This is a genomic window from Streptomyces rhizosphaerihabitans (assembly GCF_025399795.1).
GTDB lineage: Bacteria > Actinomycetota > Actinomycetes > Streptomycetales > Streptomycetaceae > Streptomyces > Streptomyces rhizosphaerihabitans.
On record NZ_JAODTZ010000070.1, the window covers coordinates 22290 to 37042 of the forward strand.

Here is a 14753-nt window from a genome sequence, read left to right on the forward strand (position 1 = left end):
CACTTCCCCGGCTCTGGCAAGATTTTCGTAGGCGGAGATCATCTCGGCGGTACGGTCGGCCGGCCTGCAGGCCGGGCAGCCTGTGACTGTGCTCTGTTGAACTGGCCAGTCTGTTACCGCAGTTGTCTGGTGTGCTGGTGTTCTCGGTCGAGACCTCCGATGCTGTGGTGGCGGTCCGCGCTCGCACGAGATCCGATGAGTCAGCAGGATGTACGGGCTGCGGACAGCTCAGCGCGTGGTGCCATAGCCGTTATGTACGGAGCCTCTCCGACGTCACGCTCGCAGGCCGGCCTCTGCGTATCGACTTGTCTGTGCGCCGCCTGTACTGCGAAAACACGACCTGCCCGAAGGTGACCTTCGCCGAGCAAGTGCCGGGGCTTACCGTGCGCTACCAGCGGCGGACACCTCCGTTGCAGCGCATAGTGGAGGACGTCGGCGTGGTGCTGGCCGGCCGGGGCGGTTCCCGGATGCTTCGGATCTTGAACATCAGGCTCTCGCGGTGCACCGTCTTGTCCCAGCTGATGCGGGTGCCGTTCCCGCCGCTGGTCACGCCCCGGGTGCTGGGGGTGGACGACTTCGCGCTCTACGGCGACACCTACGGAACTCTGCTGGTCGACGCCACCACCCGACTCCCGCTCACACTCTGGGAAGGACGTGACGCGGAACGGCTCGGCCGGTGGCTCCGTGAGCACCAAGGTGTTGAGGTTGCCTGCCGCGACGGCTCCCTCACCTACCGACAGGGCATCACCGCCGGCGCCCCGGATGCCGTGCAGGTCAGCGACCGCTTTCACCTTTGGCAGGGCCTCTCCCGCCGAGTCCAGGACATCGCCTCCGCCCACCGCGGATGCCTGCCCGCAGCGCTGCCCCCGATCGGCGAGACCGGTCCCGCACTGGTCGAGGAGCCCTTCGAGAACACCGTCGCGGACACGCGGTCCGGGCGCCATGCCCGAAGGCTGTTCGAGGCCGTGCAGGCCCTGACCCGTTCTGGTCGGAGCCACAGCTCCGTGGCCCGGGAGCTCGGCCTGAACCGCCGCACCGTCAGCAAGTACGCCCGAGCCCACACTTGGCAGGAAGTGGTGCGTCGCCCGCCCCGCAGGCCATCCACCCTGGATCCCTACCTCGGCTACCTGCAACAACGCTGGGACGAGGGACAGCACAGCGCGAAGATCCTGCATGAAGAACTGCAGACCAAGGGCTACCTTGGCCACTACCAGCGAGTGAAAATGGCCGTCGCACCCCTGCGACGGGGCCTGCCCCTGGACGAGCCCCGCGAGCGACCGCCCTCCCCGCGCGAAGCCGCCCGATGGATCACCACCCACCCGCACCGCCGCAGCCCGTATACCAACGACCGCCTGCCCCGGCTCCTTGGCCACTGCCCTGAACTCAGGACCGCCCACGACCTGGTCCGCCGATTCGCAGCCATGCTCGACAACCGCGACGCGACCTCCTTGCAAGAGTGGCTGGACGACCTCGCGAACACCGGGCTGGCTCCGCTGACCGGCCTTGCCGGAGCCCTGCGCGAAGACCGACATGCCGTCGCCCAGGGGATCGCCACCCCTTACAACTCCGGAGTCAACGAGGGCCGTATCACCGACGTCAAGCTGCAGAAACGTCTCATGGGCGGACGCGCTGGCGTCTCCCTTCTCCGCCATCGCGTCGTCCTGATCGCCCATCTCCGCCGACGCTATGCGGACCGGCCGACCGTACCGCCGAGATGATCTCCGCCTACGAAAATCTTGCCAGAGCCACTTCCCCGAGTACGCCGACAGAGCGGCGCCGGGCCCGGTCGTCGCACTCGGCCAGCAGCAGTTCGGAGAGGAAACCGAGGTAGGACATCTGCTCGCGGTCGGCGGTCTCGGCGAGTTCGGGGAACTGGGACCGGATGGTCGGCAGCCGCAGCATCCGACATGCCTGGTCGACCGCGGCGGTGGCGGCCTGCTCGGTCAGTCCTCGCTGGCGGGGACTGGTCACAGTCGATCTCCTTCAGGATGTGGGGCGGTCCGGTCGACGCAGTCGCAGCAGCTGGTCGTAGTGGGCGACCGAGGGAAGCGGCTGCTTGTCGTGAGGCAGGTGGGCCAGGCGACGGGAGGCCAACGAGGTGGCCTTCGACCGGTCGGCCGTCGGCGGCACGGGTTCCGCAGGGGTGTTGCCGTCCTCTTCCGCGGTCAGAGCGCCCGTTTTCAAGGCCGCTGCGAGGCCGGTGACCAGGTGTTCGTGAGGCAGGTGGCGGCCGAGAAGAAGGACTTCGATGAGCGCGCGGGTGCCGTCGCGTTCGCCATGGGCTTTGACGGCCGTCGCCCACCAGGCGTCGTGGACCGGGGTGAACCTGCCTGCGGATCGGGCCTGGTAGAGCGCGGTCGCGCCGGGCAGGGCGCCGGGCTTGCGCACGAGGGCCTCCAGGTAGTGGTCCAACTCAAGCCGGGTGCCGCCCTTGGCGATCAGCCGCTCGTGCCGGGCGACCTCCTCGCGGCCGTCATAGACGACCAGTTCAGACGTATGCAGCATCGCTCGGACACTCCGGCCGATCAGCCTGACCGGCACCGAGTAGCGGTTGGTCCGGACGCTGATCTGGCTGTAGCGGTCGACTCGCAGAGTGAAGAGCCGGCCCGTCTCGAAAGGCTCGTCCGGCAGCGGTGCCAGCAGCGGCTGTTCGGAGGCGAAGTACTCGCCGATCGTGCGGGGCCGGGACCGGATCCGCCGTGCGTTGTCCGCCTCATCCCACTGCTCGATCATGGCGTTGAGCTCGGCGAGAGTGTCGACCTCCGGGACGGGGACGAGGTGGTTTCGGCGGAACCAGCCGATCTGGCCCTCGACCCCGCCCTTCTCGTGGGCGCCACGGATTCCGGGCTGGCAGTAGAGAGCTTCCAGGCCGTAGTGCGAGCGGAACGCGGTCCACCGCTCGGCCTCCACCCGCTGCCGCGAGAGGCCCAGAACCCGCGCGACTGCAGCTCTGAGGTTGTCGTAGCGGACCTTCCCCGGTCGGCACTCCGCCCAGCACGTTGAGAGCGTGGACGTGGCCCTCGAAGAACGCCTCCTGCCCGGCCGAGGCGAAGGTCCTTCTCTGCACTTCACGCGATCGGTTACACGGCAGGTGATTGCCATGCCTATCGAGCGCCAAACGCCGGCCCTACTCGGTCCTCCGCGCCCTCGGGCCCGCTTCCCCTGCCAGCACCTCAGCTTGACGGCGAGCGGGGAAAGCGGTCGCCGAGGACGAAGGCGGCGGCCCAGGTCTCGCTCAGCACCTTGCCGAGCAGGGGGTCGCTGGACTCCAGAACCTCGCTGCGGCGGACCGAGCCGTCCTCGTTGATCCGTTGGCCGCCGAGGACGACGGGGGCGCGCAGGACGTCCTCGCCCCAGGGACCGATGGCATTGCACAGCAGGCCCTCGAAGCGGTGGCCGGCCAGGTTGTCGTTGCGGACCCGCTGCACGAAGTCGTCGATCACAGCTGCCTGGAGGTAGACCCAGGCGAGGTAGACCACCGTGCGTCCATCGTCCAGACGGACCGGGAGGCGGACCTTGAGGAAGTTGCCGACGCCCTCCGCGATGATGATCGCACCCGTGTCAGACTTCACCCGGCGCCTGCGCTCCTCCTCTGAGAGCTCGGCCACCAGGTGGGGCAGGGCCAGGTCGAAGCCGGGGTGCTCCGGGTCGAGATGGCCGCCGCAGTCGCAGGCGGCACCGTGGGTGTGGGCATTTGCTTGCACCGAGTCGGGAGCGAGATCGAGCCGGGCCGTCGGGTAGCTCGGCGCGCCGCCGCTCGCCTGTACCGGAAGCAGCAGCGCGTAGAACCGCACTGCCGTGAACGTCGTGGGCTCGGGCAGTCCGAGCGCCGCCATCGCTGCCGAAGCGGCCTCATGACGCTCACCGTTGACGCGGATCTCGGCCTGCATCGAGCCGGGGCTACCGCCGTAGAAAACCTTGACGCCATTGAAGAAGGGCGATTCCAGGTCCGTAGTGAACGAGTCCGCGATCCGGTGCAGCACGTTCGCTTCCAGCAGCGCGCCTTGCAGCCGCCGGTTCTCGTCGATGTCGCTTCCGAGGCCGACTGCACCCGACATGATCATGTGCCAGCCGGGCACGCCGCGCTCGTCGTCGGGGCCCGCGTGGTCCGCGAAATGCTCGCGGCGATCGAGGAGTTCCAGCAGGCAGGCGCCCGCCGTCTGCACCCACGTGTTCGCCGCGTCCTGCGGATCAGCGGACATGGACACGACGCAGTCCATGAAGCACGGTACGTCCGGCTGGAGACCGACGTCGGGCAGCGCGACGAGGTCGTAGTGGTGGCCGCCCCCGTGGTGCGGCGGGGCAACGGCCACGGCCCAACCATGCGGGCTGATCAACGAGTTGCCCTTGAGTTGGGCGCCCTGCGTCACACCGGGCGCGCACTCTTCGAGCCCGGCCCTCACCAGGGCGAGAAACTCCAGGTCGGGCAGCCGCTTCGCCGGCGGCTCCTCTTTGCGCGTACGACGTCGTATCCAGGACACCCGTGGATGGTAGGTGGTGCCGTCGACGGTTATGCGCCGCGCCCCCTTCTTCACCAGTGCCATGCCCACGTCCTTTCCCAGGGCGAGGGTAGTGAACGGCCACTGGTCGTGTCGCACGGGTTTCCCCTCGCCTGGCTGTGTCGGCTTCTTCGGGAGTTGTTTGGCGGCAAGTGTCGTGATCGATGTCGGCGACTTTTGATGTCACTCCAGTGCTGCGGGACCGCTTACTGACTTCGGCTGATTAGGGTGAGGTTGGGGCGTCGAGGGTCAGGCCGGTGCCGGCTATGAAGCCGTCGAGGGTGTCGGGCCGGTACTGAAGACGCTTGAGCCGGTTGCGGACGAGGGTCTCGAGTCGGTCGAGGGCGACGACGGCGAGGTTGGCCAGGCTGCGTTTGACGTGTCCCCAGACCCACTCGACGGGGTTGAGGTCGGGCGAGTAGGCGGGCAGCAGGAACACCGTCAGCCACTCGCGCTGGTTGATCAGCTCGCGTATGGCGTGGGAGACGTGGGTGTTCAGGCGGTCCCAGACCAGCACGATGGGTGCCTTGACGAGCTGGTGGACGCCGTCGATCAGCGCGATGAAGTCGCGTTCGCCCATGCTGCGACGCTTGCCCTTGCCCGCGGGGTGGGTGCGCAGGCGGTGGCACAGCCGGGTCCGGGAGCCGGGCCGCATGGCGATCAGTCCGGCCACCGACAGACGTCCGAGCGTCGCCCGCTGACCGTCACGACCGGGGTGCGGCCACGTCGGCCCCAGGTACGTCCCCGGGGCGGCCGCCGGGTGAAGCCTGCCTCGTCCTCGAAGCAGAGGTAGCCCCCGCAGACCGCCCTGGCTCTTTTACCTCCTCCCAGGTCGCCTCCTTCCAGACGGTGACGGCCTGCTCGTCGCGTTCGGAGACCCGCCGCGCGGGGACCTGCGGACTGAAGCCGAGCCGGTGCATCAGCCTCGTCGCCCCGGAGACGCTGTACGAGACGTGGAACTTCCTGCCGATCAGCGTGGCCACCCGCGCGGCGGTCCACACCTGGTCCTCCACCCAGCCGTGCGCGGCCGGCCCCTGCTCCAGATACGCGGTCAGTTTCTCCAGACAGCGCGGGGACAGACGACACCGCGAGCCGCTCGGGCCACGCGAATTCAGAGCTCCCGCACCACCGGCCCGCCACAACTCGTGCCACTGATAGGCCGACTTCCCGCTCACCCGCAGGCGCCGTGCCACCTCCAACGGCTTGACGTCCTGCTCGAACAGCTCGGCCGCCGGCATCCGCACCGACTCACGTCGCCGCCGACCCACAGCGGTCAGCCCGCCCCCATCCGCATACCTCACACACTCCGGGATACCGCCACCACGCCGGGGCCATCAGGCATTCCAGGACACTTCACCCTGACGAGCCGAAGTCAGTAACGATCCGCGGGGTGGGAGCCCTTCGGCACTGGCGCGCGGGAGCTGACTGTCCCCGGCTCCCGCCCGTGCGGCTCGGCTGCGGATACCAGCCTTCGCCCGGAACCGGCAACGTGAAACCATCAAGCGATGACCGAAACGAGCAGCGACGACGGCCGCACCTTTGAGCAGGTTTGGCCAGCTCAAGAGCGACACCTGAGGAGATTCAAAGAGCGCCGTCAACAGCCCAGCAGAGCGTCAATCAGTGCCCGAGCCACGACCACCGGAACCCGAGTATCAGCATCAATGTCAGTGCCCACTGATAGAGAAGGGTCATGGATACCGACGCTCTTCCGCCGTCTGTAGATCACTCTTCCGAAGCCTCGTTCAGGCGTGGGTGCCTGGCCCGGGAGTCAGGGCAGTGGGAGCACGCCCAGGAACTGTTCGAGGAGGCGGTTCGTGGTTCGGGCCCGCAGATGCTCTGGCGCGTGACAGAGGCCTGTTTGTACAGCGACGAGGCGGCGTTGTGGATGCGGCGGGCCGTGGTCACGGAGAGCGAGCCGGGCGGTATCACGGTCGGCCCCGACGCATTCGGGATCCTTGGGGGCAATGGCGATGCGCTGGTGCAGAACTGGGAGATCGTCGTCGAGTCGGACGAACCGGCCCGCGCGGTCGCCGCACTCACCGCTGCGGAACCTCGGCTGATGCGCGTGTTCGAGGACGGCCGCGAACTCTCTCCGGAGGAGGCCGAGGACCTCTGGGACGAGGCCTTCCCTCCCTACAGTCCCAACTACGCCGCCGTCGACGCCACAGTGCCCCGCATCTGGATGGACTGCAAGGACGGGATCTATCCGCACATGGCCCGCACCGCACTGCGCATCGTGACGGACGAACTCCGCAAAGCCGGGGTGCGGCAGGCACACCTGTTCAGCCGTTCCCACCGCTAGCGAACCACGGCCCACACCGGCCCACTCATCACAGAAGATCCGACGGTCAAGATCTCGTGGCAGAGGACACACGGCGGTGGAAACCGGCTGTGTCACGCGTCCCTCACAGCCTCACAGGACGGCGCGTCTACCTGTGGATATGGGCTGTGAGCCTCACAGGCCTCTCAGGTTCGCCGTACCTGTGTGACGGAGTTGCCGGGGCCTGTGATCGGGCCACCCGCAGGACGGTGAAAACCCCTGTCTGGGCGTCTGCTCGGGGGCCTACGCTCCCGTCATGTACAGCAGCTTCTACGCCCGTCCCCGTCCGTTGACCAGTGGCTTCCGACTCGGGGTCTTCGACACGTCGGTGCTCACCTCGGACATCACCGCGGCACTGACGCGGGGCCAGCCGTCCTCGATCCTGGCCGGGATGCGGTACGGAACGCTGCGCGGCTTCATCCCGCACTACGTGTGGGCGGAGGTTCCCCGAGTGCTGGCTGACCGAAAGCGCGAGAGCTGCGCCTTCGATTTTGCGAAGGCGGAGTGGTTGTGGTGGCACCAGTACGTGCCGCTGCTGCACGTCGTCTCCGTCACCGGACTGCCAATGACTGCGGCCGCCGACAAGCTGGCCCACGAAGACCTCAGCGACGTCGGCCTCCTGCAGCTGGCCGGCGTGCTCGCTCCCGTGGTGCTGTTCGCTGCCGACCGCGATCTGATCCGCCACGACGTCGCCGTGCGGGACTGGGGCGCGCTGCGCGCCGCGCTGGGGCGGATCGGCGCAGCAGAGCAGGGCATCCGCAGCAGTACCACCGCGTTGGAGTTCTCCGGCCGCGGCCTGATCGGGACGGCCCGCCTGGCGCGCGCCCATCCGCTGGCCGCCAGCGCGGCGGCGGCCGCCGTCGGTATCTACGCCTATCGCAACCGCACCCGGCTCACGGAGACCCGCGCGGCGCTCGCTCGGGTTGGCACAGACGCCCTGAAAGTCCTGAGCGAACCGTTCATCCGGCACGAGCTGCACGAGCGCGCCTGGAAGGACGCCGAACGCGGCACCGCCGGAAGCGACCTGCTGTCCCAAGTCATCCGTCTGCTCGCTCGCGCACCGGAGCCGATGACTCGCACCGCGATCCTCGCGGCTTTCCCCGCATCGGCGCAGGAACCGCACCGTCGGCACATGGACGGACTGGGTCGGCTCCTGCACCGTTTCCCCGCCTTCCACCAGGCAGAGCCCGGCAGATGGCAGATCGGCAGGGCCAACATGCAGATCACCGCCCCGCGTTGGGGGTAGCCGCCGCCCGAGCGACACGTACGGCCCGTCGATGGCAGCTCGAACCCGGTGACGGTGTGCTGCACGGCATGTCCGGTGTGGGCTCAGTTCCTGGTCGTCGGCACTTTCGTGTGACTCCCAAGGGTGTTCTCACGACTCCTACGGGTGCCGAATTGGCTTTCCCGCCAGAGGTGGGTGCAGGATTCGCAGCGAAGCGTCCGTGGTCAACCAACTGCCAGCGCAGTTCGGCATCGTGGACCTTTTCGCGGGGGGTGGCGGCTTCAGCCAGGGCACGTACGCTCCGCCGACCATCGTGGTCCCAGCACGCAAAAGGGGAGCCCCGAAGGCCGCACCCGGGCTTTGGACGGCGGAGGGTACGACCGAGGACTCCCCGGTGTCGCGTTGGGATCACATCCGCCCGAGCGAAATCACGAGAGATGAATCCTGTAGCTACATTGCGGAACAGTACCGCAGCCAGATCGGTGTCCCGTCTTGCCCAGGTCAGCCAGGTGACCCCTGCCATCGTCGCGCTCTTGGCGATGGTCGCCATCTGCCTGCTGGCCGCCAGCGGTCACGCGGACCCGATCGCTGCTGTGGCGTGGTTTGGCGGCACGGTCTTCGCTGGTGGAACGATCGTCAGCGTGACCGTCCACATCCGCCGCTGACCACGATGGTCAGGCGCGGATAGCATGCGCATCGGCCCGTCCCCGGCAGCTCGAATGCCGGGGACGGGCCGATGCGCGTTCGAGGGTGGGTCAGCCGAGCCAGACGATGTCCAGCACCGACAGGTGCCTGAGCGCGCGGTTCGCGAAGAAGATGAGGGACAACTGGCCGACGGATGCGATGCGCACGTCCTCGCCCTCAGGGTCGCCGACGTCCCACTGAGGGAAGCCCCAGGGGTTCCCGGCCGCGGCGTCCAGGACGTCCCAGATCATCTGCTCCGCGTGCTCAGGCAGTGCGGCGAGCACCTTCGCGGCGGGCGGCGACAGCCGGACCGCGTACGGCTGACCGCTCACCGGCGCCTGCTCCGGATCTCCTCGAGGTCGACGAACCCGGTCTCGTCACGGCCGGAAGCGAGGAACGCGTCGACCGCCGGGGCGGCGGCGACGCGGGCCTGCCAGACCTGGACGACCTCGTACAGCCCGGCGAGGGAGAACGTCCGGCGCGACTCTTCCAGCGCGGCCGTCCATTCCTGCTGGAAGGCCGGCACCCACCGGTCCGCACGCCGGTCGGCGCGCAGCTGGGCGAGCAGTTCGGCCGGAGCTCCCGGGGCGGGGGCGTACGGCGTGACGGGAACGTGGTCGGGCTGCGCGCTCATCGGCTGTTCCTCCCGGCGGGTCGTACCGCCACGGTACGCGCGCCGGGTGGCCGTGGATGCGGGCATCGACGGATCCACATCTACCGGGTCAGAGCGCGAGCGACGGCCCGGACGTGCTGGCGCAGCGGGTCGGCATCGAGCAGCGGGCTCTTGTCGAGGTCGATAGCGCCGGTGTGACTGAACGTTCTAGCTAGGTGGCCACTGAGGGCGGGAGTTGGCCAGTTGAGCAACACGTTGGCCGGATCTACGACCCTGATCTCGCATCAAACGTCTACATAGAGATTTTGTGTCATATTTCGGATACGTCTCCTTACGAAAGGTATGTCATGAAGTTCGCGGTCATCGGCGGTACCGGGCTGATCGGGTCGCAGGTCGTCAAGAATCTGAACGCCGTCGGGCACGAGGCGGTGCCGCACTCGCAGTCCACCGGAATCGACGTCATCAGCGGCCGGGGACTGGGCGAGGCGGTGGCGGGGGCCGACGTCATCGTCAACCTGACGAACTCCCCGACCTTCGACGAAGCCTCCCCGGCCTTCTTCCAGACCTCGATGGACAACCTTCTGGCCGCGGCCCAGAAGGGCGGCGTCGGCCACTTCGTCATTCTCTCGATCGTCGGCGCGGACCAGGTGCCGGAGCTGGACTACTACCGGGCCAAGGTGCTCCAGGAGGACATCCTCGCGGCAGGGCCGGTCCCCTACTCGATCGTCCGCGCGACGCAATTCATGGAGTTCATGGACGCTGTCCTGTCCTGGACCACCGACGGCGACACCATCCGGCTGCCCGCCACGCCGATCCAGCCGATCGCCTCCAAGGACGTGGCCGACGCGGTGGCGGAAGTCGCCGCGGGCGCCCCGCTGGGGGGCATTCGCAACATCTCCGGGCCCGAGGTCTTCTCCCTGGACGAGCTGGGACGGATCACCCTCACCCACAAGGGCGACGGCCGCACCGTTGTCACCGACCCCACCGCCGGCATGTTTGCCGTCGTCAAGGGTGACGTCCTCACCGACAAGGACGCCCACCTCGCCCCCACCCGCTACGTCGACTGGCTCTCCTGAACCGCCCGCGCCCTCCAACCTCCAGTTCGGCCAGAACGCGGACGATCCAGGTAGCCGACAGGTGCCCCATGTCCTGAGTGCTGTAGTTGGCCAAACTGGCCAACTACAGCACTCAGTCACACCAGACCCTCGGCGCCGGAACTCCGGGAATCCCCTAGAACATCACGGGAACTTCACGTACCAAGCTCCGCTAAGCCGCAGGTCAAGCCATTTCGTCGGTAGCCCCTGGTACAGCCCGACGCATCGTGATGGAGGTCGTTGTCGACGTCGCCCGGGACAGCGCCGGACGGTGACTGCACCCGGTCCGCCCACACTGCGTGCGCACGGACGTCGACGTGGCGCAGATACCCCTGTTCGGCGAGTGACCCGCACCGGCCGACGCAGCGGTCAAGGGGAGGGCGGGCTCAGCAGTGGGCCGGGCGGGCTATCTCAGCCCGGCCCACTGCTGAACGCTGCCGTACTGTCGCCCTATCGGGCTGGCACGCTGTCGGAGGGTGTGGCACGGATGCGGTCGATGAGCGCTTCCATGCCAATCAGCCCGGCGTCCAGGCCGAGTTGCTGCATCCAGTTGTCGACCTGCTCGCGGCGTTCGGATTCCACCCGCAGGTCCAGGGCGGGGTTCGCGATGAAGATCCCGCCGTGCGATCCACTTGAGTCTTCCGGCACTGGGGCCAGTCCTTCGGGATGGAGAAGGCTGCCTACGGCGTCGCCGGTAACGAGGTGCAGCTGCTGGGGCTGGGCGGCGTCCAAGTGGGCGGCGGCTTTGGGGAACTTGGCCTCCAGGGCGTCCAGGACGTGGCGCATCTGGGACTGGATCGCCTTGGTGTCGGGTTGTTCGAAGACGGTCCGCAGCAGCGTCGCGACCCAGGGCTGGGCGGATTTCGGAACCTGGCTCAGCAGATTTCGGGCGTACTGGGTGCGGCATCGCTGCCAGGATGCGCCGGGCAGGACGGCGCCGATCGCGGCGACGAGGCCGGTGTGGGCGTCGGAGACGACGAGCTGGACACCGTTCAGACCGCGGGCGGTCAGGGAGCGCAGAAAGGCGAGCCAGTCGGCGCCGTCCTCGGCGGTGGCGACGTCGATGCCGAGGATCTCACGGTGCCCGTCGGCGTTGACCCCGACTGCGATCAGCGCGTGGACGTTGATGATGCGGCCGCCCTCACGGACCTTCTGGGTCAGCGCGTCCACCCGGACGAACGCGTAAGGCCCGGCATCGAGCGGCCGGTTGCGGAACGCGGCGACCTGCTCGTCCAGGTGCTTGGCCATCGAGCTGACCTGGGACTTCGACAGCTGGGTGACGCCGAGGGACTCGGCGAGCTTCTCGACCCGGCGCGTGGAGACGCCGGGCAGGTAGGCAGTGGCGACCACCGAGACGAGGGCCTGCTCGGCCCGGCGGCGTCGCTCGAGGAGCCAGTGCGGGAAGTAGCTGCCCTGCCGCAGCTTGGGGATGGCGAGTTCGACGGTGCCGGCGCGGGTGTCCCACTCGCGCGGGCGGTAGCCGTTGCGGTGGTTGACGCGTTCGTCGCTGACCTGCCCGTACTCGGCGTTGCAGAGGGCATCCGCCTCGGCGGACATGAGTGCGCCGGCGAACGTCTTGACCATCGCGCGCAGCAGATCGGGACTCGCCGCGGTGAGGTTGTCCTGGACGCAACCCGCTGTTTCTGTCCGAAAATTTCGGAGCGCCTCACAGGCCCTGCTATGGCGGCACCTCTCGATGGTCGGCGGACATGGATTCCGTCGATGTCGTCGATGTCTGACTTTCCTTCAGGTCCCCCAGGGCCGGTGCGGAGTGTAGAGAACCGCTGCCGAAGCGGGCCGATGAGTGGAAGGTTCTCACCTCTCTTCGCTCCGGAGTCGGACCTAGGGTGACGTGCGGCACGTAGCCACGCTGTGTCGAGAAGACACTCATGAAAACGAATCACACCTGTTGTCACCTGGAGGCTTCCATTTCCCCGAAAGCGGCCGCCGGCGCGATGGTCGGCCCTGGTTCTCCAGCATGCTCACCCGCGAGTTCATCCGCTTCCGTGGGGATGCGGATGAGGTGTCGGAGAGCCGTCACCCGCATCGACGGCCGGTAGCTTCTGCGCTGACTCAGAGGACGACGCCCGGGTCTGCTTCACCGCAACCAGCCGCTACGCCCGCGTCGTCGCCGACGGCGAGGTCACTGGCATCGTCGATCCGCAAGCACAGCCTGCGGTTGACTTCCTGCTCGGCGGTGCCGACGGGCAGGCCCCCTTCTGCTCACCTCCCCGGCAGCTCCCAGACACCGAGGGGCAGCCAGGCCGGACCGAGGCCGTCCGAGCCGTAATTCCCGGCCCGTACCAGCCCGCAGGCTCAGATCTCTCGCACGCCTCTGGACCGTGCCCGTCTTCTGGGGCGGACCCGCTGACCGAAAGAGAAGACCCATGTCTGATCAGTCCCGCGTCGCGATCGTCACCGGAGCCGCTGGGGCCGACCGGCCAGATCCTGCACACCGCGACGAGTTACCGGCGCCGATGGCAGCCGGGGCCATCGACGTCCTGGACGGGCTGATGCAGCCACGGCCGCTCACCATCGCACACATCCTGGAGCGCGCCGAGAGGCTCCATGCGCACAAGCACGTCACGACTTCCGGCGCCGGGCGGCTCACCTACGCCGACGTGGCCGACCACACCAGGCGCCTGGCCACTGCACTGGACTGCCTCGGCGTCCCGGTCGGTGCCCGTGTCGCGACGTTCGCCGGTAACAACCGACGCCACCTCGAGCTCTGTCTCGCGGTGCCGGCCACCAAGCGGGTGCTGCACACGATCAACGTCCGGCTCTCCTCGGAGCACCTTGAATACATTGTCAACCATGCCGAGGACGACGTGGTGTTCGTCGATCGCGGGCTGCTCCCCCGGATCTGGCCGAGCGCCGACCGGATGCCACGCGTGCGGCACTGGGTGGTGATGCCCGACGGCAGCGACACGGCGATCCCGGCGGATCCCCGCTTCCTGGACCACGACGAGGTGATCTCCAGGGGTGATCCGTTCACGGGCTCGTTCGAGGACACATTCGCACTCGCGGATGAGAACCTGGCCTCGGGACTGTGCTACACCTCCGGAACGACCGGACCGCCCAAGGGTGTGCTCTACAGCCACCGGTCGACGGTTCTGCACTGTTTGGGGACGCTCGCGGCCGGCCTCATCGGCCTCAGCGAGAGCGACGTTGTGATGCCGATTGTGCCCCTGTTCCACGCCAACGCCTGGGGCCTTCCCTACGGCGCGATGATGGCGGGCGCCTCTTTGGTCCTCCCCGGCAACTCGACGGATCCGGCTCATCTGCTGCAGTTGATGGAGGCCGAGCGGGTGACGGTCGCCGGTGCCGTTCCCACGGTGTGGAAAAGTCTGGCCCCCGAGTTGCGGGCTCACGACCTGAGCGCCACGCGGCTACTGCTCGGTGGCGGCTCCGCCGTTCCCCCGGCGCTGTCCGAGACCTACCGCGCCGCACTCGGCGTACCCATCACCCATTCGTGGGGGATGACGGAGGTCAGCCCCGTCGGGGCCATCGGCGGCACGCGCACCCAGCACCGGAAAGCAACCACAGAGCAGCAGGTGGCCGTGCGGGCCGCCCAGGGGCAGCCCATGCCCCTCGTGAACCTGCGGATCGTCGATGTCGAGACAGGCCTGGAGCTCCCGCGCGACGGCAACGCCGTCGGTGAGCTGCAGGTGGCGGGCCCCTGGGTGGCGGGTGGCTACTTCCGGGCGGACGGGGAGGACAGCTTCACCGGCGATGGCTGGCTGCGCACCGGCGACCTGGCCACTGTCGACGCCGACGGCTACCTGCGGCTCGTGGACCGGATCAAGGACCTGATCAAGTCCGGGGGCGAGTGGATCTCATCGATCGAGCTCGAGGCCGTCATCGCCTCACACCCCGACGTCGTCGAAGTCGCTGTGATCGCCCGCCCGGATCCGCGATGGGCGGAGCGCCCCGTCGCGTACGTCGTCCTGCGCGACGACAGCGTCACCACGGCCGAAGAGCTCCTGCGGCACATCACGCCGATGGTTGCCAGGTGGTGGCTGCCCGACGAATTCTTCTTCATGACCGCACTGCCCAGGACGGGCACCGGCAAGCTGTCGAAGGGCGCCCTGCGGGACTCGGCGCGTACCACCTGAGGCACGCTCCGTCACATCCGACGCTCCCGCCCCGTGAGCGAGGTCATGCGGAGCACGGTCCAATCGGTGAAGCACCCCACATGACCCACGTCACCTACTAAGAAGGACAGTAGGAATAAAAGGGGCATATCTGGTTGCGCCCACCACTCCTGACCTGGGGATTGAGACTGGGCTCACATGAACCGCCATCCTGGCCAGTGCGG

The 14753-nt window shown here is 68.1% G+C and carries 11 protein-coding genes and 2 pseudogenes; 6 read left to right on the forward strand and 7 right to left on the reverse strand.

Annotated features, from left to right (window positions below):
* Nucleotides 1–167 precede the first annotated feature (167 nt).
* A complete protein-coding gene (locus N4G66_RS40465; protein ID WP_261709316.1) occupies nt 168–1718 on the forward strand; it encodes an ISL3 family transposase in 1551 nt (516 codons plus the stop codon).
* Nucleotides 1719–1767: 49 nt separating this feature from the next.
* Here the strand turns inward: N4G66_RS40465 and N4G66_RS40470 are convergent.
* From N4G66_RS40470 to N4G66_RS46305, 4 genes and pseudogenes are all read right to left on the reverse strand, one after another.
* Nucleotides 1768–1971 (reverse strand): annotated as a pseudogene (locus N4G66_RS40470) (IS21-like element helper ATPase IstB); the annotation flags it as partial.
* Nucleotides 1972–1983: 12 nt separating this feature from the next.
* Nucleotides 1984–2910, reverse strand: coding sequence for a Mu transposase domain-containing protein (locus N4G66_RS40475; protein ID WP_261709303.1), 927 nt, complete (start codon nt 2908–2910; stop codon nt 1984–1986).
* 263 nt (nt 2911–3173) lie between these two features.
* Nucleotides 3174–4544, reverse strand: coding sequence for a DUF6348 family protein (locus N4G66_RS40480; protein WP_261709304.1), 1371 nt, complete (start codon nt 4542–4544; stop codon nt 3174–3176).
* A 178-nt stretch (nt 4545–4722) separates the two neighbouring features.
* Nucleotides 4723–5800 (reverse strand): annotated as a pseudogene (locus tag N4G66_RS46305) (IS630 family transposase).
* A 542-nt stretch (nt 5801–6342) separates the two neighbouring features.
* Here N4G66_RS46305 and N4G66_RS40495 point away from each other — a divergent pair.
* The 3 genes from N4G66_RS40495 to N4G66_RS40505 all read left to right on the forward strand — a co-directional run bounded on the left by N4G66_RS40495 (nt 6343) and on the right by N4G66_RS40505 (nt 8709).
* Complete coding sequence (locus N4G66_RS40495; RefSeq protein WP_261709307.1) at nt 6343–6801, forward strand: hypothetical protein; 459 nt, start codon at nt 6343–6345, stop codon at nt 6799–6801.
* A gap of 274 nt (nt 6802–7075) precedes the next feature.
* Nucleotides 7076–8065 (forward strand): PIN domain-containing protein, encoded by a 990-nt coding sequence (locus tag N4G66_RS40500; protein ID WP_261709308.1) that lies wholly within the window; start codon nt 7076–7078, stop codon nt 8063–8065.
* A gap of 488 nt (nt 8066–8553) precedes the next feature.
* Nucleotides 8554–8709 (forward strand): hypothetical protein, encoded by a 156-nt coding sequence (locus N4G66_RS40505; RefSeq protein ID WP_261709309.1) that lies wholly within the window; start codon nt 8554–8556, stop codon nt 8707–8709.
* Nucleotides 8710–8799: 90 nt separating this feature from the next.
* On the opposite strand, the gene N4G66_RS40510 is transcribed toward N4G66_RS40505, so the two are convergent.
* Nucleotides 8800–9060 carry a hypothetical protein gene (locus N4G66_RS40510; RefSeq protein ID WP_261709310.1) on the reverse strand — a complete coding sequence of 87 codons (261 nt, stop codon included), beginning with the start codon at nt 9058–9060 and terminating at the stop codon, nt 8800–8802.
* On the reverse strand, nt 9057–9362 hold the full coding sequence (locus N4G66_RS40515; RefSeq protein WP_261709317.1) for a DUF6247 family protein: 306 nt from the start codon (nt 9360–9362) through the stop codon (nt 9057–9059). The genes N4G66_RS40510 and N4G66_RS40515 overlap by 4 nt, the downstream gene beginning before the upstream one ends.
* Before the next feature lie 326 nt (nt 9363–9688).
* Between N4G66_RS40515 and N4G66_RS40520 the strand changes: the two genes are divergently transcribed.
* On the forward strand, nt 9689–10417 hold the full coding sequence (locus N4G66_RS40520; RefSeq protein ID WP_261709311.1) for an SDR family oxidoreductase: 729 nt from the start codon (nt 9689–9691) through the stop codon (nt 10415–10417).
* Nucleotides 10418–10885: 468 nt separating this feature from the next.
* Here N4G66_RS40520 and N4G66_RS40525 read toward each other — a convergent pair whose 3' ends face one another.
* Nucleotides 10886–12133, reverse strand: coding sequence for an IS256 family transposase (locus N4G66_RS40525; protein ID WP_261709318.1), 1248 nt, complete (start codon nt 12131–12133; stop codon nt 10886–10888).
* A 689-nt stretch (nt 12134–12822) separates the two neighbouring features.
* On the opposite strand from N4G66_RS40525, the gene N4G66_RS40530 reads away from it, so the two are divergent.
* Complete coding sequence (locus N4G66_RS40530; protein ID WP_261709312.1) at nt 12823–14550, forward strand: long-chain fatty acid--CoA ligase; 1728 nt, start codon at nt 12823–12825, stop codon at nt 14548–14550.
* Nucleotides 14551–14753: the final 203 nt, after the last annotated feature.